This window comes from Kitasatospora sp. NPDC087271, from assembly GCF_044744605.1.
GTDB lineage: Bacteria > Actinomycetota > Actinomycetes > Streptomycetales > Streptomycetaceae > Kitasatospora.
On sequence record NZ_JBIUYQ010000010.1, the window covers coordinates 136,937 to 159,694 of the forward strand.

The 22,758-nt window shown below is 73.1% G+C and carries 19 protein-coding genes and 1 tRNA gene; 2 read left to right on the forward strand and 18 right to left on the reverse strand.

What is annotated here, in order from left to right; all coding sequences use genetic code 11:
* Window positions 1-189: 189 nt before the first annotated feature.
* The 6 genes from thrB to ACIO9K_RS19065 form a co-directional block, all read right to left on the reverse strand.
* Window positions 190-1,128 (reverse strand): homoserine kinase, encoded by a 939-nt coding sequence (gene thrB, locus ACIO9K_RS19040; protein ID WP_400331225.1) that lies wholly within the window; start codon window positions 1,126-1,128, stop codon window positions 190-192.
* A 361-nt stretch (window positions 1,129-1,489) separates the two neighbouring features.
* On the reverse strand, window positions 1,490-2,587 hold the full coding sequence (thrC, locus tag ACIO9K_RS19045) for a threonine synthase (RefSeq protein WP_063347816.1): 1,098 nt from the start codon (window positions 2,585-2,587) through the stop codon (window positions 1,490-1,492).
* A gap of 9 nt (window positions 2,588-2,596) precedes the next feature.
* Window positions 2,597-3,889 carry a homoserine dehydrogenase gene (locus ACIO9K_RS19050; protein ID WP_363581974.1) on the reverse strand — a complete coding sequence of 431 codons (1,293 nt, stop codon included), beginning with the start codon at window positions 3,887-3,889 and terminating at the stop codon, window positions 2,597-2,599.
* 138 nt (window positions 3,890-4,027) lie between these two features.
* Entirely contained in the window at window positions 4,028-5,470 is a 1,443-nt protein-coding gene (gene lysA, locus ACIO9K_RS19055) for a diaminopimelate decarboxylase (protein WP_363581972.1), read from the reverse strand.
* 85 nt (window positions 5,471-5,555) lie between these two features.
* Entirely contained in the window at window positions 5,556-7,217 is a 1,662-nt protein-coding gene (gene argS / locus ACIO9K_RS19060; protein ID WP_363619306.1) for an arginine--tRNA ligase, read from the reverse strand.
* A gap of 84 nt (window positions 7,218-7,301) precedes the next feature.
* Window positions 7,302-7,721, reverse strand: a complete 420-nt coding sequence (locus tag ACIO9K_RS19065) for a response regulator (protein WP_363582150.1) — start codon at window positions 7,719-7,721, stop codon at window positions 7,302-7,304.
* Between the two features lie 198 nt (window positions 7,722-7,919).
* Here ACIO9K_RS19065 and ACIO9K_RS19070 point away from each other — a divergent pair.
* Window positions 7,920-7,991 (forward strand) — tRNA-Arg (locus tag ACIO9K_RS19070).
* Between the two features lie 109 nt (window positions 7,992-8,100).
* On the opposite strand, the gene ACIO9K_RS19075 is transcribed toward ACIO9K_RS19070, so the two are convergent.
* From ACIO9K_RS19075 to ACIO9K_RS19090, 4 genes are all read right to left on the reverse strand, one after another.
* Window positions 8,101-9,129 carry a serine protease gene (locus ACIO9K_RS19075; RefSeq protein ID WP_363619307.1) on the reverse strand — a complete coding sequence of 343 codons (1,029 nt, stop codon included), beginning with the start codon at window positions 9,127-9,129 and terminating at the stop codon, window positions 8,101-8,103.
* A gap of 116 nt (window positions 9,130-9,245) precedes the next feature.
* On the reverse strand, window positions 9,246-10,163 hold the full coding sequence (locus tag ACIO9K_RS19080) for a carbohydrate kinase family protein (RefSeq protein ID WP_400331231.1): 918 nt from the start codon (window positions 10,161-10,163) through the stop codon (window positions 9,246-9,248).
* Window positions 10,164-10,244: 81 nt separating this feature from the next.
* Window positions 10,245-11,765, reverse strand: a complete 1,521-nt coding sequence (locus tag ACIO9K_RS19085; protein ID WP_400331234.1) for an MFS transporter — start codon at window positions 11,763-11,765, stop codon at window positions 10,245-10,247.
* Window positions 11,766-11,944: 179 nt separating this feature from the next.
* Entirely contained in the window at window positions 11,945-13,651 is a 1,707-nt protein-coding gene (locus tag ACIO9K_RS19090) for a DUF885 domain-containing protein (RefSeq protein WP_363581966.1), read from the reverse strand.
* A gap of 162 nt (window positions 13,652-13,813) precedes the next feature.
* Here ACIO9K_RS19090 and ACIO9K_RS19095 point away from each other — a divergent pair, with 162 nt between their 5' ends.
* Window positions 13,814-14,569 (forward strand): TetR/AcrR family transcriptional regulator, encoded by a 756-nt coding sequence (locus tag ACIO9K_RS19095; RefSeq protein ID WP_363619309.1) that lies wholly within the window; start codon window positions 13,814-13,816, stop codon window positions 14,567-14,569.
* 51 nt (window positions 14,570-14,620) lie between these two features.
* Here the strand turns inward: ACIO9K_RS19095 and ACIO9K_RS19100 are convergent, their stop codons facing one another.
* The 8 genes from ACIO9K_RS19100 to ACIO9K_RS19135 all read right to left on the reverse strand — a co-directional run bounded on the left by ACIO9K_RS19100 (window position 14,621) and on the right by ACIO9K_RS19135 (window position 22,633).
* Entirely contained in the window at window positions 14,621-15,472 is an 852-nt protein-coding gene (locus ACIO9K_RS19100; RefSeq protein ID WP_400331238.1) for a fumarylacetoacetate hydrolase family protein, read from the reverse strand.
* 208 nt (window positions 15,473-15,680) lie between these two features.
* Entirely contained in the window at window positions 15,681-16,889 is a 1,209-nt protein-coding gene (locus ACIO9K_RS19105; protein ID WP_400331241.1) for a serine/threonine-protein kinase, read from the reverse strand.
* A gap of 93 nt (window positions 16,890-16,982) precedes the next feature.
* Window positions 16,983-17,966, reverse strand: coding sequence for an ABC transporter substrate-binding protein (locus ACIO9K_RS19110; protein ID WP_400331244.1), 984 nt, complete (start codon window positions 17,964-17,966; stop codon window positions 16,983-16,985).
* 107 nt (window positions 17,967-18,073) lie between these two features.
* The gene (locus ACIO9K_RS19115; RefSeq protein WP_363619313.1) at window positions 18,074-18,865 is read right to left on the reverse strand and encodes an amino acid ABC transporter ATP-binding protein; all 792 of its coding nucleotides are present in this window, start codon (window positions 18,863-18,865) and stop codon (window positions 18,074-18,076) included.
* Window positions 18,862-19,965, reverse strand: coding sequence for an amino acid ABC transporter permease (locus tag ACIO9K_RS19120; RefSeq protein WP_363619314.1), 1,104 nt, complete (start codon window positions 19,963-19,965; stop codon window positions 18,862-18,864). Before ACIO9K_RS19120 ends, ACIO9K_RS19115 begins: the two co-directional genes overlap by 4 nt.
* A gap of 28 nt (window positions 19,966-19,993) precedes the next feature.
* A complete protein-coding gene (locus ACIO9K_RS19125) occupies window positions 19,994-20,944 on the reverse strand; it encodes an ABC transporter substrate-binding protein (protein WP_363619315.1) in 951 nt (316 codons plus the stop codon).
* Between the two features lie 10 nt (window positions 20,945-20,954).
* Window positions 20,955-21,467: a GNAT family N-acetyltransferase gene (locus ACIO9K_RS19130; protein ID WP_363619316.1), complete on the reverse strand. Its 513-nt coding sequence runs from the start codon at window positions 21,465-21,467 to the stop codon at window positions 20,955-20,957.
* Window positions 21,464-22,633 carry an LLM class flavin-dependent oxidoreductase gene (locus ACIO9K_RS19135; RefSeq protein WP_400331249.1) on the reverse strand — a complete coding sequence of 390 codons (1,170 nt, stop codon included), beginning with the start codon at window positions 22,631-22,633 and terminating at the stop codon, window positions 21,464-21,466. The genes ACIO9K_RS19130 and ACIO9K_RS19135 overlap by 4 nt, the downstream gene beginning before the upstream one ends.
* Between the last annotated feature and the right edge of the window lie 125 nt (window positions 22,634-22,758).

Sequence of the window (22,758 nt, forward strand, 5' to 3'; positions counted from 1 at the left end):
ACTCCACGGCAGTGGAGTGCTGGGATCGGGACGCGGCGCACCGAGCCCCGGAGGGCACCTGGTGCAGCAATGAGGTTAACACTACCGACCCCCTCAGACATTCCCCAGCCTTGCGCTTGCCAATCGTGTCCGGACGGCCCGGCTCTCAGGTGGCCGGGCCGGGCCGGACGAGCAGCCCGGACGGGCCGTTCAGCCGTCCAGCGGGAGCACGGTGGCCCCGATCCGGTCGAGCTCCAGGCGGTGCGCGGCGAACGCCGGGTCGCCGCCGTGGCCGTGGTGCCCGGCGAAGGAGAGCACCTTGTCGGCGCCCGCCTCGTCGGTGAGCGCGAGGACGGTCGGGCCGGCCCCGGAGATCACCGCGGGGACGCCCTCCGCGCGCAGCGCGCCCACCAGGGCGGCGCTGTCGGGCATGGCGGAGGAGCGGTAGTCCTGGTGCAGGCGGTCCTCGGTGGCGGCGAGCAGCAGCTCGGGCCGCCTGGTCAGCGCCTCGACCAGCAGCGCGGCGCGGCCGGCGTTGACGGCGGCGTCGGTCAGCGGGACGGTCTTCGGCAGCAGGCCGCGGGCGGTCTCGGTGAGCACCTCGTCAGCGGGGACGAACACCACCGGGACGACCCGGTCGGAGGGCTCCAGGCTGACCGCCTTGGCCGACTCCTCGTCCGTCCAGGCGATGGTGAAGTTGCCGCGCAGGCAGGCCGCGACGTTGTCGGGGTGGCCCTCCAGCTCGGAGGCGAGGGCCAGCAGCGCGGCGTCGTCCAGCGCGGACGGGCCGCCGATGGTGACCGCTCGGGCGGCCACGATGCCGGCGCAGATCGCGGCCGAGGAGGAGCCGAGGCCGCGGCCGTGCGGTATCCGGTTGGCACAGACCACTTCGAGGCCGCGCGGCTGGCCGCCGAGGCGGTCGAAGGCGGCGCGCATCGAGCGGACCAGCAGGTGGCGCTCGTCGCGGGGCAGCGTGTCGGCGCCCTCGCCGGCGATGTCGATGGAGAGCCCGGAGTCGGCGACCCGGACGACCACGTCGTCGTACAGGCCCAGCGCGAGGCCGAAGGCGTCGAAGCCCGGGCCGAGGTTGGCACTGGTCGCGGGAACCCGGACCCGGACGGCGGCGGCACGGAACGCGGGACCGGCCATGCGGTGGACTCTCCTGGGGAAATCGGGCGGCGCGGATCGCGTCGTCGGTGCGAAGGCGGGGAATGGACCACAGGCCCCGGCGGGGCGGGCGGTCACGGTCGTTGGCGCGGCCTGGAGAAGGCCGGACCCGGGGCATGTGCCACACGGCCGAACCCAGAGTATCGAAGAGAGGTTCCCCAGTGGTACACCCCGTGGTCCTCCGATCTGGTGTGTTGCCGCTTCTGGCCGGAATGCGTACCGGAATCGGATCGGAATGCGCGGCGTAATTGACACAAAAGTGTCACCGGAGAACATCGACGGGCCGACCCCCGAAAGGGTCGGCCCGTCGAGGCGTCGGGCGCCCGCGAGGCCCGACGGCAGGTCAGTCGAGCAGGCCCAGGCGCTGCGCCGCCGCCTCCGGGTCGATCGGGACGATCTGCGGCTGCGGCGCGCCGGCCACCGCCCAGTCCGGGTCCTTGAGGCCGTTGCCGGTCACGGTGCAGACGATGCGCTGGCCCGGGTCGACCAGGCCGGCCTCCGCCTTGGCCAGCAGGCCGGCCACCGAGGCGGCCGAGGCGGGCTCCACGAAGACGCCCTCCTGCGCGGCCAACAGCCGGTAGGCGGAAAGGATCTGACGGTCCGTCACCTTGTCGATGAGGCCGCCCGACTCGTCCCGCGCGGCGAGCGCGAAGTCCCAGGAGGCCGGGTTGCCGATCCGGATCGCGGTGGCGATGGTCTGCGGCTTGAGCACCGGCGCGCCGTCCACGATCGGGGCCGAGCCGGAGGCCTGGAATCCCCACATCCGCGGGGTGCGCGTGGCCAGGCCGTCGGCGGAGTACTCGCGGTAGCCCTTCCAGTACGCGGTGATGTTGCCCGCGTTGCCGACCGGCAGGACGTGGATGTCCGGGGCGTCGCCGAGCATGTCGACGATCTCGAAGGCCGCGGTCTTCTGGCCCTCGATCCGCACCGGGTTCACCGAGTTGACCAGCGCCACCGGGTACTTCTCGGACAGTTCACGCGCGAGGGTGAGGCAGTCGTCGAAGTTCCCGTCCACCTGGAGGATCTTGGCGCCGTGCACCAGCGCCTGGCCCATCTTGCCGAGGGCGATCTTGCCCTGCGGGACGAGCACCGCGCAGACCATCCCGGCCCGCACCGCGTACGCGGCGGCGGAGGCCGAGGTGTTGCCGGTGGAGGCGCAGATGACGGCCTGCGCCCCCTCCTCCTTGGCCTTGGAGATGGCCATCGTCATCCCGCGGTCCTTGAAGGAGCCGGTCGGGTTGGCGCCCTCGACCTTGAGGTAGACCTCGCAGCCGGTGCGCTCGGACAGCACCTGGGCGGGGACCAGCGGCGTGCCGCCCTCCAGCAGGGTGACCACCGGGGTGGCCGCGGTGACCGGCAGGCGGTCCCGGTACTCCTCGATCAGGCCGCGCCACTGGTGGGTGTGCGCGCCTCGGACGACGTTCTCGGCAACGGCGTTCATGGCTGTTCCTTACTCCCCTTCGACCCGCATGATGCTGGCCACGTCCCGCACGCTGTCCAGCGCGCGGAGCTTGTCGACCGTCGCCGACAGCGCGGCGTCGGTGGCACGGTGAGTGACCACGACGAGCGAGGCGTCGCCGTCGCGGCCCTGCTGGCGCACGGTGTCGATGGAGACGCCGTGCTCCGCGAAGACGGACGCGACCTGGGCGAGGACACCCGCACGGTCGTCCACGTCCAGGCTGACGTGGTAGCGGGTGACCACCTCGTCCATCGGCTTGGCGGGCAGCTGCGTGTACACCGAGTCACCAGGACCGGTGGCACCGGCCAGCTTGTTGCGACAGACCGCGACCAGGTCGCCGAGCACCGCGGAGGCGGTCGGCGAACCGCCCGCGCCCGGGCCGTAGAACATCAGCCGACCGGCCGCCTCGGCCTCGACGAACACCGCGTTGTACGCCTCGCGGACGGAGGCCAGCGGGTGCGACAGCGGGATCATCGCCGGGTGGACCCGCGCGGTGACGGACTCGCCGTCCGCCGCCCGCTCGCAGATCGCGAGCAGCTTGACCACGCAGCCCATCTCCTTGGCGGAGGCGATGTCGGCGGCCGTCACCTCGGTGATGCCCTCGCGGTAGACGTCCGCCGCGGTGACCTTGGTGTGGAAGGCGATGCCGGCCAGGATCGCGGCCTTGGCGGCGGCGTCGAAGCCCTCGACGTCGGCCGTCGGGTCGGCCTCGGCGTAGCCCAGCGCGGTGGCCTCCTCCAGCGCCTCCGAGTAGCCGGCGCCGGTGGTGTCCATCTTGTCGAGGATGAAGTTGGTGGTGCCGTTGACGATGCCCAGCACCCGGTTGACCTTGTCCCCCGCGAGGGACTCGCGCAGCGGGCGCAGCAGCGGGATCGCGCCCGCCACCGCGGCCTCGTAGTACAGGTCCACCCCTGCCGCGGCGGCCGCGGCGTGCAGTTCGGTGCCGTCCTTGGCGAGCAGCGCCTTGTTGGCGCTGACCACCGAGGCGCCCCGCTGGAACGCCGACAGGATGAGGTGTTTGGACGGCTCGATGCCGCCCACGACCTCGACCACCACGTCGATGTCGCCCCGGTTGACCAGGGCCTCGGCGTCGGTGGTGATCAGGTGCTCGGGCACGCCCGGACGCACCCGGCCGGCCCGGCGGACCGCGATCCCCGCGAGCTCGACCGGGGCACCGATGCGCGCGGCGAGGTCGTCGGCCGTCGTCGTCATGATGCGCGCCACCTCGGAGCCCACCACACCACAACCCAGCAACGCCACCTTCAGCGGGCGCGTACGCATCATCCGACTCCGCTCTGCATTCTTCGTGCTTCGGTAATTCCGGCGGGATTCTGGGGGCCGCCGGGAACTTCGGTCCGTACCAGTCTCGGGGACTTCCCGCACGGATCTACGGTCGTTCCATGATCTGAGACAAGGATTTCGTCATCCGATATCGAGACGCAGGAGATCCTCCTCCGTCTCGCGCCGGACGATCACCCGCGCGGCGCCGTCCTTGACGGCCAGCACGGGAGGCTTCAGGGCGTGGTTGTAATTGCTCGCCATCGAGCGGCAGTACGCGCCGGTGGCGGGCACCGCGATCAGGTCGCCCGGGGCCAGGTCGGCCGGCAGGAAGGCGTCCCGGACCACGATGTCGCCTGACTCGCAGTGCTTGCCGACCACCCGCACCAGCATCGGCTCGGCGTCGCTGCGGCGCGACACCAGGGCCACCGAGTACTCGGCGTCGTACAGCGCGGTCCGGATGTTGTCGGACATCCCGCCGTCCACGCTGACGTAGGTGCGCAGGCCCTCCAGCGGCTTGACGGTGCCGACCTCGTACAGCGTGAACGCCGTCGGGCCGACGATCGCCCGGCCCGGCTCCACGCTCAGCCGGGGGGTGTTCAGGTTCGCGGCGGCGCACTCGCGGCGCACGATGTCGGCCAGCGCGGCCGCGATCTCGGCCGGCTCGCGCGGGTCGTCCTCGCTGGTGTACGCGATGCCCAGGCCGCCGCCCAGGTCGATCTCGGGCAGCTCGACGCCGTGCTCGTCGCGGATCTCGGCCAGCAGGCCGACCACCCGGCGGGCGGCCACCTCGAAACCGGCGGTGTCGAAGATCTGCGAGCCGATGTGCGAGTGGATGCCGCGCAGCTCCAGGCCCTCGTGCCCGAGCACCCGGCGCACCGCCTCGGCGGCCGAGCCGCCCTCCCGGCGCCCACCACCACCCTCGACCGAGCCGCTTCGCGGCGCGGCCAGACTCAGCGACAGCCCGAACTTCTGGTCCTCGTGCGCCGTGGCGATGAACTCGTGGGTGTGCGCCTCGACGCCGACGGTGATCCGGATCAGCACCTGCTGGCGGACGCCCTGGCGGGCCGTGATCGCGGCCAGCCGCTCGATCTCCTCGTAGGAGTCGACCACGATGCGCCCGACACCGGTCTTCACCGCGTGTTCGAGCTCGTCCGCCGTCTTGTTGTTGCCGTGCAGCGCGATCCGCTGCGGCGGCATCCCGGCGGCCAGCGCCACCGTCAGCTCGCCGGAGCTGCACACGTCGAGGTTCAGGCCCTCCTCGTGCAGCCAGCGCACGATCGCCTTGGAAAGGAACGCCTTGCCGGCGTAGAAGACGTCCGCCTCGGTGCCGAAGGCGTCGCGCCAGGCCCGCGCCCGGGCCCGGAAGTCGTCCTCGTCGAGCACGTAGGCCGGCGTGCCGAACTCGGCCGCCAGGGACTTGACGTCGATCCCGCCGACGGTGGCCACGCCCTCGGCGTCGCGGGCGACGGTGCGCGACCAGACCTTGGGGTCGAGCGCGTTCAGGTCGGCCGGCGGGGCGGCGTAGTGGCCCTCGGGCAGCACGTCACCGTGACGGGGGCCTGCGGGGTGTGCGGAGCGAGACATGTCCTGCTTCCTTGACCTATGGCGAGGGGCGGCGACGGTCTCCGTTGACCGTCAGCCGCCCCCGCTGCGCACTTGGGGGTGGTGCCTACATCCGCTCGGGCGCCGTGACGCCCAGGAGCGTCAGGCCGTTGGCCATCACCGTTCGCGTGGCCTCGACCAGCCAGAGCCGGGCGCGGTGCGTGTCCGTGAGCTCCTCGTCGCCCTTGGGCAGGAACATGCAGTTCTCGTACAGGCGGTGGTACTTGCCCGCCAGGTCCTCCAGGTAGCGGGCGACCCGGTGCGGCTCGCGCAGCTCGCCGGCCGTGGCCAGGATCCGCGGGAACTCGCCGAGGGCACCGAGGATGTCGTTCTCCCACACGGTGGCGAGCAGCTCGGGCTTGAAGTCCTCCGCCGCGCCCTTGTCGACGCCGAGCTGCGCGGCCTTGCGGGCCACGCCGCACATCCGGGTGTGCGCGTACTGGACGTAGTAGACCGGGTTCTCGTTGGACTGGCTGGTCAGCACGTTGATGTCGAGCGTGATGGTGGAGTCCGTGGGGGACCGCGTCAGGGTGTAGCGGGCGGCGTCCACGCCGATCCACTCGATCACGTCGTCGATCGTGATGATGTTGCCGGCCCGCTTGGACATGCGGACCTCTTCGCCGTCGCGAAGCATCTTCACGAACTGGCCGATCTTGACCTCGATGTTGCGGTTCATGTCGTCGCCCGCGCAGGCGACGATGGCCTTCAGCCGGTTGACGTAGCCGTGGTGGTCGGCGCCCAGCATGTAGACGGAGACCTCGGCACCGCGGTCCCGCTTCGACAGGTAGTACGCGGCGTCGGCGGCGAAGTAGGTGGTCTCGCCGTCGGCCTTGACCAGGACGCGGTCCTTGTCGTCGCCGAAGTCGGTGGTGCGCAGGAAGACCGCGCCGTCCTGCTCGAAGACGTGGCCCTGCTCGCGCAGCCGGTCCATGGCCTTCTCGACCGCGCCGGACTCGTGCAGCGTCCTCTCGGAGAACCAGACGTCGAAGTGGGTGCCGAACTCCTGCATCGAGCGCTGGATCTCGGCCACCATGAGCTTGAGGCCCTCGGTGCGGAAGGCCTCCAGCTGCTCGGCGTCGGGCAGGTCGAGCACGCCCGGGACGCCGTCGGTGATCGCCTTGGCGATGTCGCCGATGTACTCGCCCACGTAGCCGTCGGCGGGGACGGGCTGACCGTTCGCGGCGGCCTTCAGCGAGCCGGCGAACTTGGAGATCTGCACGCCGGCGTCGTTCAGGTAGTACTCGGTGGTGACGTCGGCGCCGCTGGCCCGCAGCACGCGCGCCAGCGAGTCGCCGACGGCGGCCCAGCGGACGCCGCCGATGTGGATCGGGCCGGTCGGGTTGGCGGAGACGAACTCCAGGTTGATCTTCAGGCCCTTGAGCGCCTCGTTGCGCCCGTAGGCCTCGCCCGTCTCGACGATGGTGCGCGCCAGCGCGCCCTGGGTCGCGGCGTCCATGGTGATGTTCAGGAAGCCCGGCCCGGCGATGTCGACCTTGGCGACGCCGGTGATCCCTCGCAGGCGGTCGGCCAGCAGTTCCGCCACGGCTCGCGGCGGGCGGCCGGCCGCCTTGGCGAGCTGGAGGGCCACGTTGATCGCGTAGTCGCCGTGGTCCCTGTTCTTGGGTCGCTCGACCGTCACGTGCTCGGGCACGGCGACGGTCAGCTCGCCCGCCTCGACGGCGGCGCTCACTGCGGCCTGGACTGCCTGGGAAAGCTCTGCGGGTGTCACGACGCCAAGCGTAGGCGAGACGGGGTGCCCGCCCGCCACCCGGTTTGCCGGTCGGGACGCCCGCGGGCCCTCCCGTCAGCGGTGTCAGCCTCGATCGGTCCGCTCTGTTCGCTCAGGGCGAAACCCGCCCGGCTGTCCGCCCAGGGCCATCAGCCGCCGCACCAGCGCCACCAGATCGGCCGGGTCGAAGGGCTTGCCGAGGTAGCCGTCCACCCCGACGGCCTCCCCCAGGTCCAGATCGGCCGGGGTGCAGGCGCTCACGATCGCGATCGGCAGCCGGCTGGTCCCCGGGGTCGCGCGCAGCCGGGCCGCCGTCCGCAGGCCGTCCAGCCGCGGCATCATCACGTCCAGCGTCACCACGTCCGGCTTCACCCGGCGGACCACCTCCAGGCACTCGGCGCCGTCGGCGGCGGTCACCACCTCGAAGCCCTCGAGCTCCAGGTTGACCCTGATCAGCTGGCGGATCACCTCGCTGTCGTCCACCACGAGGACCCGCCCGGACACTCCCGACACCTCACCGAGGGTATCGGCGCCCCCGCCGCCCCGTCCGGCCTTTGGGCACTTCCACCGACCCCCGCCGCCCGCCGCCGGCGCACCCCGCACCCGCTCCGGCACCCCCGCCGCAAACCCGTGCACGGACCACGCCCGGAGCCTGGTAGTGTTCTTCACGTCGGAGGCCGAAACGCCGACGACACCGAGCAGGCCCCCGTAGCTCAGGGGATAGAGCACCGCCCTCCGGAGGCGGGTGCGTAGGTTCGAATCCTACCGGGGGCACTTCGCAAGGAGTGCAACTGAGGCCCAGATCGGTGGAGTTGATCCACGGATCTGGGCCTTCGTCATGTCCGGGCCCGGTTGGCGGCGCGCGGTGCCGGCCCGGCCGGGCTCAGGACGAGGTGCCCTCGACCTGGGAGACCAGCCCGGCGATGGTGTGGTCGAAGTAGGCGCTGTAGGACACGTCGTCGGTGTCGCCGCCCTGCTGGTAGCCGCCGATGGCGCCGACCACGTCGCCGGTGGCGACGTTGATCCAGGGGCCGCCGCTGGTGCCGGACGGGTAGGCGGGGCAGTCGATGACGCGCTGGTAGGTGCTCTGCCGGCCGGTGGTGTTGGTGCACAGGAGGGGCTCCTCGGCGTCGCCGGGGTAGCCGTAGAGGCGGACGGTCGCGCCGAAGGGCTCGTCGGCGCCGAGCCGGTTGCCGCCGACCACGTCCTCGACGTTGCGGCCGTTGCTCGGGGCCGTCTCCAGGATGGCGAAGTCCTCGTCCTGGTCGCCCTTCTGGGACCAGCCGGTGGTGGTGTGGACCGCGGTGACCTGCCAGCTGCCGTACGGGGCGGAGCCGTCGCGGTAGCCGGGGACGAAGGTGACGCCGCCGGCGCTGCTGAGGCAGTGCGCGGCGGTCAGCAGCAGGTTGCCGCCGGGGCTGTGCAGCACGCTGGCGGTGCAGAAGTGGTTTCCGGCCGCCACGGTGCCGCTGAACAGCGCGCCCACGGTGGCCGCTTCGGGGGTGGCGGCGGCGGTGGCGGTGGTGCCGAGGACGGCGCCGCGGGTGTCGGGGGTGGCCGGCGCGGAGGGCGTCGGGGTGGCCGCCGGGGCGCTGCCGGGGTCGGCGCTCGCACTGCCGGTCGGGCTGTCGGTCGGGTTGTCGGCCGGGGCGGCGGAGGGGCTGTCGGTCGGAGCGGGGGCGTCGACCGGTGCGGGTGCGGCGGGCGCCTCGGACGCGGGCCCGGTCGCGGCCGGCGCGACGGCGGCCCGGGAGCTGCGGGCCGCCTTCCCGGCGGCCGTCGCGTCGGACAGGCTCAGCCCGTGCGTGCCGGTGACCACGGCGGCCACCACCACCGCCGAGAGCGCGGTGAACAGGGTCGGCCCCAGAAGGCTGCGGCGGCGGCGCGACGTCGGGCGGCGGTGCTGACCCATGTCTGTCTCTCCTGCCAGTGATCGACGGTTTCCCGGGGGCTGCGTGCGATCAACGACTATGCCGTTTCAGCCTGGAAAGGTCGTTACCGGTGGCTGGGATATCCATGAGAAAAACCTCACCCGTCGACGAGTAAGCGGTCCAGCGCGCTCCCCAACTCCTCGGCCCCGACGAAGGCGGTGTGCGTCCCGGCGACGGTGCAGGTGAAGGCACCCGCGACCGAGCCGGCCCGGGCGCACTCCAGCGGCGGGCGGCCCCGGAACCAGGCGGCGAGGAAGCCCGCGACGAAGGCGTCCCCGGCGCCGTTGGTGTCCACCACCGGACGGCCCGGGTCGACGGCCGGGAGGTGGCGCACCTCGCCGTCGTCCCGGGTGAGCAGGTAGCAGCCGTCGGCGCCCGCGGTGGCGGTGACGACACCGGCGCGGCCCTCGGCGAGGATCGCGCGCATCACCTGCTCGTGCCGGCCGCGGCAGCCGGCCACCGAGAGGAACACCAGGTCCGAGCGGAGCGCGTAGTCGCGGTGGTGCGGGTTGGTGCCGTCCCAGTCGTGCAGGTCGGTGGAGGTGGTGCGGCCGAGCCGGTGGAGGTCGGCGTACATGTCCCGGTTGACGCCGGTGATGGAGAGGTGGACGTGCCGGCTGCGCCGCGCGTACGGCAGGTAGAACTCGGGCGGCAGCCGCAGGTCGGCGGGGTGGCGGCCGTCGAAGAAGGAGAACCGGCGGCCGGCGGCGTCCACCAGGTTGACCCCGCGCGGGGTGCCGTGCGGGCTCACCAGGTGCGCGAAGTGCAGGCCGTGGCGCTCGTAGGAGGCGCGGACCAGGGCGCCCTGCGGGTCGTCGCCGAGGAAGTCGAGGAAGGCGGTGCGCAGGCCGAGGTGGTGGGCGCCGAGGGCGACGCCGTTGCCGGTGTGGCCGACGTAGTCGCGGACGGGTCCGACGAACAGCGAGTCGCCGGGCGGGACCTCCAGCCGGTCCACCCGGACGATGGTGTCGACGCCGGAGCCGCCGACGACGAGCAGGTCGAACTCGGGCAGCACGACGGCGCCTCCTCGGTTCCTGGACGGTGGCCAGGAGTCAAGCAGGCGCCGGAGGTTGACTGCAAGGTCTTGCTGAAAATTTCAGGGTTCTCGTCGGGGCTCTGCCGGGACGGCCGTGTGGGCCTGCGCCCCGCCCGGGACGACGGTCGTCACAGCGGGCGCCGGCCGGTGGTCGATCACCCGGAAGGCGATCAGCGCGGCCAGCAGCAGGACGCCCGTCGACACCCAGGTGGCGACCACGTAGCCGTGCACCGTGCCCTGGGCCCGTACCGCCGGCGACGAGGCGATCCTGGTGGCCAGGAACGACGCGGTGGCACTGGCCGCGACCGTGTTCAGCAGCGCCGTGCCGAACGAACCACCCACCTGCTGGGCCGAGTTGATGGTGGCCGAGGCCGCGCCCGCCTCGTGCGGGGAGACCCCGAGGGTGGCCAGGTTCATCGACGGCATGAAGACCAGGCCCATGCCGGAGCCGAGCAGCAGCTCGGCGGGCAGCACCGTGCCGGCCCACGGGCTGTCGACCGTCATCCGGGTCAGCCAGGCCATGCCGGCCGCGGCGAGCAGCAGCCCGGGGCAGACCAGGTTCCGGGTCGGCACCCTGGTCATCAGCCGGGCCGCGAAGCCGGTCGAACTGAGCACGATGGCGGCCGTCATGGGCAGGAAGGAGACGCCCGACAGCACCGGCGAGAAGTGCTTGATGACCTGGAGGTAGTAGGTGAGGAAGAGGAACAGGCCGAACATGCCGATCATGGCCAGGCCGACCGAGAGGGCGGCGCCGCCGCGGTTGCGGTCGGCGACGATGTGCAGCGGCAGCAGCGGGTGCGCGGTGCGCCTCTCGACCAGGACGAACACCGCGAGCAGCGCCAGGCCGGCGGCCAGCGAACCGAGCACCAGCCCGTCGCCCCAGGTCCGGGTGACGGCCTCGGAGGTGCCGAAGACGATCGCCAGCAGGCCGCCGCAGCCGAGCAGCGCGCCGGGCAGGTCGAGCCGGACCCGGCGCCCCCCGGCGGCGTTGTCGCGCTCCAGGAGGCCGGTGGCCGCGAGGGCCGCGGCGGCGGCGATCGGGACGTTGACGAACAGGCACCAGCGCCAGTCCAGGTACTCGGTCAGCAACCCGCCCAGGATCAGGCCGAGTGCGGAGCCGCCGGCGGCGATCGCGCCGAAGACGCCGAAGGCCGTACTGCGCTCCCTGGGGTCCGTGAAGGTGGTGGAGAGCAGCCCCAGGGCCGAGGGGGCGAGCAGGGCGCTGAACCCGCCCTGGAGTGCGCGGGCACCGAAGAGCATGGCGGAGCCGTCCGCCGAGCCGCCGAGGGCGGAGGCGGCGGCGAAGCCCAGCAGGCCGACGGTGAAGACGCGTTTGCGGCCGAAGAGGTCGCCCAGCCGTCCGCCGAGCAGCAGCAGGCCGCCGAAGGCGAGCGTGTAGGCGGTGATCACCCACTGCCGGTCGGCGTCGGAGATGCCCAGGTCCCGCTGCGCCGACGGCAGCGCGATGTTCACGATGGTGACGTCGAGGACGATCATGAGCTGGGCGATGGCGATGACCGCCAGCACCCACCAGCGGCGGCTGTCCGCGTTCTCATGACCGGTGGCGGTTTGCGCAGACACTGGTCAGCCTTCCGGAGGGGTACGGAGGGGTCACGCAGTCGGGGATGTCACGCAGTCGCCTTCAAGCGAAGCTCCCGCACGGGCGGATGGCAAGGAAAAACCTCGCCAAATCGACCTTTTCGGGCCAAAGGACCAGCGGCCCCGGGACTCGCGGACGAGGCCCGGGGCCGGAGGCCGCCCTACAGCGCGGACAGCTCCTCGACCAGGTCGTCCAGCCCCAGCGAGCCCTGCGAGAGCGCCGCCATGTGCCAGGCCTTGAGGTCGAACTCCTCGCCGCGCGCCTCGTGCGCTGCCCGCGCCGCCGCCCGGCCGCGCAGCCAGGCGCGCTCGCCCAGCTTGTAGCCGATCGCCTGGCCGGGCATGCCCAGGTAGCGGACCAGTTCGCTGTCCAGGTAGTCGGGGGTCAGGCCGCAGTACCGGCCGAAGAACTCCCGGGCCGCCTCCGGGCTGACCGGCTCGCCCGGCAGGTACGGGGAGTCGGCCGGGAAGTCCAGGCCCGCGTGCATGCCGATGTCGACGATCACCCGCAGCGCGCGCATCATCTGCGCGTTGAGGTAGCCGAGGCGGTGTCCCGGGTCGGTGAGGTAGCCGAGCTCGTCCATCAGGCGCTCGGCGTACAGCGCCCAGCCCTCCAGGTTGGCGCTCACCCCGCCCAGGCTGACCTGGTAGGTGGAGAGCCGGTCCGCGACGTAGTTCCACTGCGCGAGCTGCAGGTGGTGGCCCGGGACGCCCTCGTGGTACCAGGTGGAGACCAGGTCCCAGACCGGGAAGCGCTCCCGGCCGAGCGCCGGCAGCCAGGTCCGCCCGGGGCGGCTGAAGTCCAGCGAGGGCGCGCTGTAGTACGGCGCGGCCGCGCTGCCGGGCGGGGCGATCCTCGACTCGACCCGGGTGATCGGCTCGGCCAGGTCGAAGTGGGTGCCCTGGAGGTCCCGGACCGCCTGGTCCATCAGCTCCTGGAGGTACACGCGGGTGGCCTCGGCGCCCTCCACGGCCGGGCCGTCCGCCTCCAGCCACTTCATCGCCGCCATCGGGCCGGCGCCCGGGCGTACCTTCTCGGCCTCGGCCTCCATCTGCGCGAGCAGGTCGTGGAACTCGCCCCAGGCCCACGTGTAGGCCTCGTCCAGGTCCAGGTCGGAGCCGGTCCAGAAGCGGACGAAGCGGCGGTAGCGCTCGCGGCCGGTGGTGTCGGGGGTGTCCGCGGCGGCCGGGCCGTAGACGTCGCGCAGCCAGTCGCGCAGGGCGGCCAGCGCCTCCCCGGCGGCCAGCGCGGGCCCGGACAGCTCGGCGCGCAGGCCCTCCGGCGCGCCCTGGACGAACTCGCCGAACCAGCCGCCGGGTACGTCCCCCTCCAGCCACTCGCCGAGCTGCCCGACCACGGTGGCCACCTGGCGCGGGCCGGACAGCAGGCCGCGCTCGATGCCGGCGGCCAGCGTCTCCCGGTACTGCGCCAGCGCGAGCGGGACGCGGGCCAGCCGGCGGCCGACCACCTGCCACTCGGCCTCGGTGTCGGTCCCCATCAGGGTGAAGACGTCCCGGACCTCGTGCACCGGGGAGCCCAGGTTGCGCACCGCGCGGAAGTTCTCCCCGGCCTCGTGGACGGCGAGGGAGGCGGTCAGCCGCTCGCGCAGCAGCCGGGCGCAGCGGCGCTCCGCCTCGTCCTGCGCGGCGTCGGAGCGTTCGGCCTCGGCGAGGGCCGCCAGGGTGCGGCGGCCGAGGTCGGCGATCGCCTCGGCACCGGCCGGCGAGAGGTCGGGCAGCCGGTCGTCCTCGGGGCTGAACCCCAGGTAGACCGCGGTCAGCGGGTCGAGTTCGGCCAGGGCCCGGACGTAACCGTCGGCGATGCGACGCGGGGTGGTGGCGTCGGAGGTGATCAGTTCTTCAACCATTCGGACATCATGGCGTGGCGAGGGCCGATTGCAAGCCTTAACCGGGCGATCGGTGACATGCACCGGTCGACCGCCGCCGGGCGGGCCCGGACAAACGCACGTTCGGGAAACCGCCGCGCGCGACAGGATCCGATCGGGCCCGCGCCCATTACGCTGACCGCCATGGAAGCCCGCCCCACCACGGCAACCGACCAGGTGCCCGCCCCGACCGCACCCGGCCCCCGCCCGCGCCGCACCGGCTACCGGCGACTGCCGGTGCAGCAGCGTCGCGAACAGCTGATCGCGGTCGCCCTGGAACTGTTCGCCGCCCGGCCGCCCGAGGAGGTGGGCCTGGACGACGTCGCCGAGGCCGCCGGAGCCTCCCGCCCGCTGGTCTACCGCTACTTCGCGGGCGGCAAGCAGCAGCTGTACGAGGCCGCGCTGCGCAGCGCGGCCGACGAGCTGACCAGCCGCTTCGCCGTCCCGCTGGCCGGGACCCCGTCCGAGCAGCTGGCGGCCGTCCTGGACGGCTACTTCGCCTTCGTGGCCGAGCACGACGCCGGCTACTCGGCGCTGCTGCGCGGCGGTTCGGTGGTGGAGACGGCCCGCACCTCGGCGATCGTCGACGACGTCCGGCGGGCGGCGCTCAAGCGGACCCTGCGGCACCTCGGCGTGCGGGAGGCCGGGCCCCGGCTGACGCTGCTGGTGCGCTCGTGGATCGCGGTGGTCGAGGGCGCGTCGCTGACCTGGCTGGACGAGGGGCGCACGCTGCCGGTGGGCGAGCTGCGCGACTGGCTGGTGGACCAGTTCACGGCGATGGCGGCGGCGACCGCGCTGCACGACCCGCAGACCGCGCAGGTGCTGGCCCTGCTGCTCGCGCTGGAGGGGCCGCAGGCGTCGCGGGCCGAGCGGCTGCGCGAGGTACTGGCGGCCCGGTGACCCGACCCCCGTGCCCGGGGTCGGGGCGGCCGGCGCCGCGCCGGCGGGGCGTTACGCCGTGCCGAGCACCTGCCGCTGGCGGCCGAGGCCCTCGATCTCGATCTCGACGATGTCGCCCGGGGCCAGGAACGGCGTACCGGGGTGGCCCAGGGTGACGCCGGCCGGGGTGCCGGTGACGATCACGTCGCCCGGCTCCAGGACCATGAACTGGCTGACGTAGCGGACCAGTTCGAGCACCGGGAAGATCATCTTGCCGGTGTTGCCGTCCTGCCGCAGCTCGCCGTTGACCCACAGCCGCAGCGGCAGCTGCTGCGGGTCGGCCACCTCGTCCGCGGTGACCAGCCAGGGCCCCAGCGGGGTGAAGGTCTCCGCCGACTTGCCCTTGTCCCACTGGCCGCCGCGCTCGAACTGGAAGGCCCGTTCGGTGACGTCGTTGGCGATCGTGTAGCCGGCGATCACCGCCGCGGCCTCCTCGTGCCCGGCCAGGTAGCGGGCGGTGCGGCCGATCACGAGGGCCAGCTCGGCCTCGTAGTCGGTCTTCTCGCCGCCGCGCGGCACCAGCACCTCGTCGTACGGGCCGACCACGGTACAGCTCGGCTTGAGGAAGATCACCGGCTCGTCCGGGGCCGCGACCCCGGCCTCGGCGGCGTGGTCGCGGTAGTTGAGCCCGATGCCGACCACCTTGCCCGGACGGGCGACCGGCGCGCCCACCCGCTGCCCGGCGAGGTCCACCCGGGGCAGCGCCCCGGCGGCCACGTCCCGCGCCAGGGCGGCGGCGTCCAGCCCGGCCAGGAAGGCCCCGTCGATGTCCCGGGCACGCCCGGAGAGGTCGTACCCGATGCCGTCCCGGCCCAGCACGACCGGGCGCTCGGCGCCCGGGGGTCCGACGCGGAGGAGCTTCATCGATCCGTCACCAGCCTTTTCGTCGCAGCTCGCCGGGGCGGCCGAAGACACCGCACCCGACTCCGGCAACGAGGTATATCAACGCCACCGGTCGGTGGACCAGACAGTCCCGATGGGCGGATTCCTATCAATTCCCACAGTCGCCGCAGGCGCCGAATCAGCGGCCCGCACGGTTGACAGCCTCCCGCCCGAACGGCGCCGAGGGCCCTCAGCCGCCCTGCGGGCCGCCGCCGAGCAGGCCGGCCAGGCTCAGCGCCCGCGGCCGGCCCGGCCCGCTCCGGGCGGCCTCCCGGTGCCAGCGGTCCAGGTCGCGCAGCGCGTCGGCCCGGACGTCCGGTTCGGCGGCCGGCTCCGCGGCCAGCTCGCGCAGCAGCGCGACGGCGGTGCCCGGGCTGCCGTCCTGGGCCAGCCAGAGGGCCAGGTCGTGGCAGGTGCGCAGGGTGCGCGGGTCGGCCGGGCCGCAGATCCGGGCGAGGTCGGGGATGAGCGCGGTGAGCATCTCGACGGCCTCCCCGGGGGCGCCCTGCGCGCCGCGCCGCCAGGCCTGGTCGGCCCGGCGGCGCAGCTGCTCCGGGCTGGGGTCGTCCGGGCGGAGCACCCCCGGCCGGATCCGGCGCAGCCGTTCCAGCACCTCGGCGGCGGTGGCCGGCCGGTCCGCGGGCCGTTTGGCGAGCAGCCCGGCGACCAGGTCGGCCAGCGCCGGATCGGTGCTGCGCACCCGGGGCGGGGTCTCCTCCAGGTGCTTGTACATGTACTCGGCGGCCGAGGAGGCGCGGAACGGGCGCCGCCCGGTGCAGAGTTCGTACAGCATGACGCCGAGCGCGTAGAGGTCGGCCCGGCCGTCCACGGCGGCGCCGGACCAGCACTCGGGCGCCAGGTACGGGACGGTGCCGACCACGCTGCCGGTGGAGGTGAGCACCGCGGACTGGGTGAGCAGCCGGGCGATGCCGAAGTCCAGCACCTTGGCCTTGCCGCCCGCGTCGACCATCACGTTCTCGGGCTTGATGTCGCGGTGGACGACGCCCGAGCGGTGCGCGGCGTCCAGTGCCTTGCAGACCTGGCGCATCCACTTCAGCGCGGCCTCCTGGTCCGGGGCGCCGTCCTTGAGGATGTCGGACAGGGCCCGGCCGCGGACGAGTTCCAGCACCAGGTAGTGGGTCCCCCCGGCGGCGGTCGTGACCAGTCCGTAGTCGTACACCGTCACGATGTGCGGATTGGAGAGACCGCCGGCCGTGCGGGCCTCGCGGACGAACCGCCCGACGGCCTCCCGGTCGGCGGCGTGCTCCGCCAGCAGCAGCTTGACCGCGACCTCTCGGTCGAGCCGCTGGTCGGTCGCCTTCCAGACCACGCCGAAGCCGCCCCTGCCCAGCCACTCGTCCAGCCGGTAGCGGCCGTCGAGCACCTCCCCCTGCTGCATGTCCTCCCCCAAGTCCGCCGTGTCCGGGCGGTGTTCGCCGCCGGAGGGGTCACCATAGCGGCGGGGGGCGGCGAACGGGTGAACGGAGAGGCCCTACTGCTTGGGCAACCCGGGCGGGTTGACCTCGGAGGTCGGCACGGCCTCGTTGTCCAGGCCCCAGCGCTTGAGCACCTGGCCGTAGCTGCCGTTCCTGATCACCTCGTTCAGCGCCTCGTTGAGCGCCCGGACCAGCCCGTTGTCCTTGCGGGTGGTCGCGGCGATCTTGCCGAGGACGTCCGCGCCGCCGCCCGAGTAGGTGCCGACGATCTCGGTCTCGCCGGTCTGCGCGACGTGGAAGGCCAGGCTGGGATTGGGGCCGACGTAGGCGTCGATCCGGCCGGAGGAGAGCGCCAGGTAGAACTCGGTGCCCTGGAAGTACTTGATGTCGATCGGCTTGAGGCCGTTCCTGGTGTTCTCCTCGCTCCAGGAGATCAGCAGCTTCTCCTGGTTGGTGCCGGAGGAGACGCCGACCGACCTGCCCGCCAGGTCCTTGGCGCCGGCGACCTTGAGGCCGCTGCCCTTCCTGGCCTCGAAGCCGAGGACGTCCAGCCGGTAGGTGGCGAAGTCGTACTTCTCCTTGCGCGCCTCGGTGACGGTGATGTTGGACAGGCCGACGTCGTACTTGCCGCTGTCCAGGCCGACGAAGATGTTCTCCCAGGAGACCGGGTTGAACTCGACCTTGAGGCCGAGCACGTTGCCGACCAGGGCGGCGATGTCCGGCTCGACGCCGATGACGGTCCTGTCGTCGTTGGCGTAGAAGTCCAGCGGCGGGGTGGTGCCGAGGGAGTCGACGACGGCCAGCGTCCCCTTCCTCCTGATCTCCTCCGGGACGAGCGCCGCGATCGCGTCGACCTTGGCCGTGGTCACCCGGTTCTGCTCGGCCGTCAGGTTCACCACGGCGCCGTTCGGCGCGGTGCTGCCCTTGGCCGGGGCGAGTTCCGCCGTGGCTCCCGAGGACGCGCCGCCACAGGCGGTCAGGGCGAGGGCGGCGGCGAGGGCGCCGGCGGCGGTCACCAGGGCGCGACGGGGTAGGGGCATGGCGGAACTCCTGCTCGGTGAAGGGGGTTTCGGTGCGGCGGGGAGGGCTGGAGCACCTTGGCTCAGGGCACCTCGGTTCAGGACACCTCGGTTCAGGACACCTCGGCTCAGAGCACCTTGGCGAGGAAGGCCCGGGTGCGTTCGTGCCGGGGGCGGTCCAGGACTTCGGCCGGCGGGCCCTGCTCGACCACCACGCCGCCGTCCATGAAGACGACGGTGTCGGCGACCTCGCGGGCGAAGCCGATCTCGTGGGTGACCACGATCATGGTGGTGCCGGTCCGGGCGAGGTCCTTGATGACGTCCAGCACCTCGCCGACCAGCTCCGGGTCGAGCGCCGAGGTGGGCTCGTCGAACAGCAGCACCTTCGGCTCCAGGGCCAGCGCCCGGGCGATCGCCACCCGCTGCTGCTGGCCGCCGGAGAGCTGCCGGGGGTACGCGGCGGCCTTGTCGGCCAGCCCGACCCGCTCCAGCAGCGCCAGCGCAGCCGCCCTGGCCTCGGCCCTGGGGCGGCGCAGCGCGGCGATCGGCGCCTCGACCAGGTTCTCCAGCACGGTGAGGTGCGGGAACAGGTTGAAGTTCTGGAACACGAAGCCGATGTGGGTGCGCTGGCGCAGCACCTCGCGCTCCCTGAGCTCGTACAGCCGGTCGCCGGAACGCCGGTAGCCGATCAGCTCGCCGTCGATGGCGACGTAGCCGCCGTCGAGCTTCTCCAGGTGGTTGATCGCGCGCAGCAGCGTGGACTTGCCGGAGCCGGACGGGCCGAGCACCACGGTGACCGAGCCGGCCGGGACGTCCAGGTCGACGCCGCGCAGCACCTCCAGTGGCCCGAAGCTCTTGTGCAGGCCGCGGACCTGCACCATCGGTGCGGCCGCCGGTTCGGTCTTGGTGAGCGTGGTCATCGACGTCCTCCGGTGGTGCGCGCGGTCGCTGCGCGAGTGGTCGGCGTGCGGGCGGTCGGCGGGCGGGCGGGCAGGCTCCGGACGAAGGCCCGGGCGCGCTGGAGCGGGGTGGGCGGCGGGGTGCGCTGCGCGCCGCGGGCGAAGTAGCGCTCGACGTAGTACTGGCCGATGGACAGCACCGTGGTCAGCAGCACGTACCAGACGGTGGCGACCATCAGCAGCGGCACCACCCGGCCGGTCCGGCCGTAGACCACCTGGGCCTGGTAGAAGAGCTCGCCGATGGCCATCACGTAGACCACCGAGGTGCCCTTGAGCAGTGAGATCACCTCGTTGGCGGCGGCCGGCAGGATGCCGCGCATCGCCTGCGGCAGCACGATCCGCCAGCCCTGGCGCCAGCGCGGGATGCCGAGCGCGGTGGCGGCCTCCCGTTGGCCGGCGTCCACCGCGATGACGCCGCCGCGGATGATCTCGGCGGCGAACGCGGCCTGGTGCAGCCCGAGGCCGAGCACGGCGGCGCCGAGCGCGCTCAGCACGCCGACCGTCTCGAAGTCCCCGAAGGTCGGGCCGAACGGGATGCCGATCCCGAACCGCTTGTAGAGGTACGAGAGGTTGAACCAGAACACCAGCTGGACGATCAGCGGGATCGAGCGGAACACCCACACGTACGCCCAGGCGATGGACTGGAGGATCGCGCTGCGGGACAGCCGCATCGCGGCCACCACGGCGCCCAGCAGGAAGCCCAGCCCGGTGCCGTAGACGGTGAGTTCGAGGGTGCGGCCGACCGCCTGGACGATCGTGTCGGCGGTGAAGTAGACCCGGAAGGTGGCCCAGTCCCAGCCGGGATTGGTGGCCAGGCCGTGGGCGAACTGGGCGAGCACGACGAGGGCGGCGACCCCGATCCCCCAGCGCCAGGGGTGCCGGGCGGGGACGGCCCGCAGAGCGGCCAGTTCGTCGAGGTCCAGGCGGGGGCCGGGGCCCGGACCGGGATCGGGTCCGGACGCCGGTGCCCGCTCGACCCGGGCCTGGGCCTGGGCTTGGGCCTCGGCTTGGGCTTGGGCCTGGGCTTGGGCCTGGGACGTCGCGGCGGTGCTGGCGGTCATCGGGGGGCTCCTTCGGCAGACCCGGGGATCACTGGTGTTCGGGCGGGCTGATCAGGGACTCCTTGATCGCCGATTCGGCGACCCCCCACTTCTTGAGGATCCGCTCGTACGTCCCGTCCTTGATCAGCTGGTTGACCGCCGCCTGGAAGGCCGGGGTGAGCTTCGAGCCCTTCTTGAACGCGAAGCCGACGTCCAGCCGGTGGAACTCGCCGAGGAAGCGCGTCCCGGAGGCCTCCTGCGCGGCCTGGTAGCGCAGGCCGTTGATGGTGGACATCAGGACGTCGACCCGGCCCTGCTGGAGGCCGGTGAGCACGGCCCCGGGGTCGCTGAACGCCCTGACCTCGTACGGCTTCTTCCCGGCGTCGGTGCAGGCGGTGCGCTTCGCGTTCAGCGTGGTCTCGAAGGTGGTGCCGGCGCCGGTGCCGATGGTCAGCCCGCAGAGCTGGAGCAGGTCGGTGACCGGCTGGACGCCCTGGTTGTCCTTGCGGACGGCGAAGCCCTGGCCGTCGTCGATGTAGGTGACGAAGTCGATGGTCTTCAACCGGGCCGTGGTGACCCCGAAGTTGCCGGTGCCGACGTCGAACTTGCCGCTGTCCAGGGCGGGCAGGATGGTCTCGAAGGCGGCCTCCTGGCGCTGCACGGTCAGGCCGAGCAGCCTGGCCACCGCATCGGTGAAGTCCACGTCGATCCCGGCCGGCTTCTTGGTGGCCTGGTCGGCGTAGAAGGCGGTGGGCGGCGAGCCGAAGGACGCGCCGAAGGTCAGCGTGCCGGCCTTGCGGACCTCCTCGGGCAGCAGCGCGGCGGCGGCGTCCGACTTCGCGAGGCCGGAGACGACGTCCTGGGAGACGGCGGTGGCGGCGGGCCCGCTCGCCCCCGCCGGGCCCGCGATCTTCGGGTCCGAGCCGCACGCGGCCAGCGCCAGCACCGGCAGCAGGGCGGTGGCCGCGAGCAGGCGGCGGCGGACGGTGGTGCTTCTCACGGGGGGCCTTTCAGGGGGTCGGAGCCAGCACCGTCAGGTGCTTCTCGAAGGGGAGCGGGCCGATCGTCAGGGGATCGGCGGCGACGTCGAACAGCGGGGTGTAGCCGGACGCCAGGTAGAGGCCCCTGGCCTCCGGCTGGCGCGGACCGGTGGTGAGGTAGATCCGGGCGTAGCCGGCGGCGGCCGCCGTCCGCTCCAGCTCGGCCAGCACCCGACGGGCCAGGCCGCGGCGGCGGTGCGCGGAGTGCGTCCACATCCGTTTCAGCTCGGCGGTGCGCTCGTCGTACCGCTTGTACGCGCCGCCGGCGACCGGTTCGCCGTCCTCCAGCAGGAGCAGCAGGACGCCGTGCGGCTCGGCGAAGGCGTCCCGGGGGTAGCGGGTCATCTCCTGGTGCGCCTCGGGGCCGTAGCGGCTGACGTACTCGTGGGTGAGCTCGCGCAGCAGCGGTTCGACCAGCGGGTCGTCGATGGTGACCCGGCGGAACCCGGCCGCCGGGCCGGCCCACCGGTCCGGAGCGCTCACGCCTGCACCGCGATCAGCTGGTGCCGGTCCCGCTCGGTCCGCTCGGCGCGCTCGGCCGCCGCCGCGGCCTTGGCGGCGTCCCGCTTGGCGACCTCCTCGCGGACGATCGGGATGACGTGGCGGCCGAAGTCGATCGCGTCGTCGAGCAGGTGGTAGCCGCGGGCGGAGAGGATGTCCACGCCGAGGTCGTAGTAGTCGAGCAGCGCCTCCGCGACCGTCTCCGGGGTGCCGACCAAGGCGTTGGAGTTGCCGGCCCCGCCGGTGGCCGCGGCGGTCGGGGTCCACAGCGCGCGGTCGTAGCGCTCGCCGGCCTCGGCGATCTCGATCAGCCGCTGGGAGCCGGTGTTCTCGGGCGCTGCGGCGCCGAGCGGGCGGCCCCGGCGGACGAGCTCCCCGGACTCCCGGCGGGCCTTGATCGCGGCCACCGTCCGGTGCGCCTTCTCCCAGGCCAGTTCCTCGGTCGGCGCGATGATCGGCCGGAACGCCACCTGGATCCGCGGCACGTCGGTGCGCCCGGCGGCCCGGGCCGCCTCCTTCACCCGCTCGATCTGCTCGGCGGTGCGGGCCAGCGGCTCGCCCCACAGGCAGTAGACGTCCGCCTCGGCGCCGCCGGCCGCGTAGGCGGCGTCCGAGGAACCGCCGAAGGAGACCCCGGGGCGCGGCTGCTGGACGGGGAAGACGTCGGAGACGAAGTCGTTGAAGCGGTAGTGGGCGCCCTCGTGGTCGAAGGGCTCCCGGCTGGTCCACGCCTTCTTGACGATGCCGATGTACTCGCGGGTGCGCTCGTAGCGCTCGTCCTTGGACAGGAAGTCGCCCTCGCGCTGCTGCTCGTGGTCGCTGCCGCCGGTGATGAAGTGGACGGTCAGCCGCCCGTCGCTGATCTGGTCCAGGGTCGCGAAGGTCTTGGCGGCGAAGGTCGGGTAGGAGACGTTCGGCCGGTGCGCCAGCAGGATCTGCAGCCGGTCCAGGTGCGAGGCGAGGAAGGCCGCCGCGGCCGCGGGTTCCGGGGAGCCGGCGCCGTACGCGAAGAGCACCCGGTCCCAGCCGTGGTCCTCGTGGGCCCGGGCCAGCCGCAGGGTGTAGTCGCGGTCGAAGGCGGCGGTGGAGCGGGGGGTGGTCTCCGAGCCGTCGCCGGTGGCGGCGATACCGAGGAATTCGACGGGCATGGCGGAACCTTTCGGGGTGAGCGGAGTCCGGTGGACTGCGGGTGGGCAGGCCGGAGCCGGCCGGGGCGGGGCGGCCGTGGAACGGGTGCGCGGCGGCCGCGCCGACGGTGGGGTCGGCGCGCGCG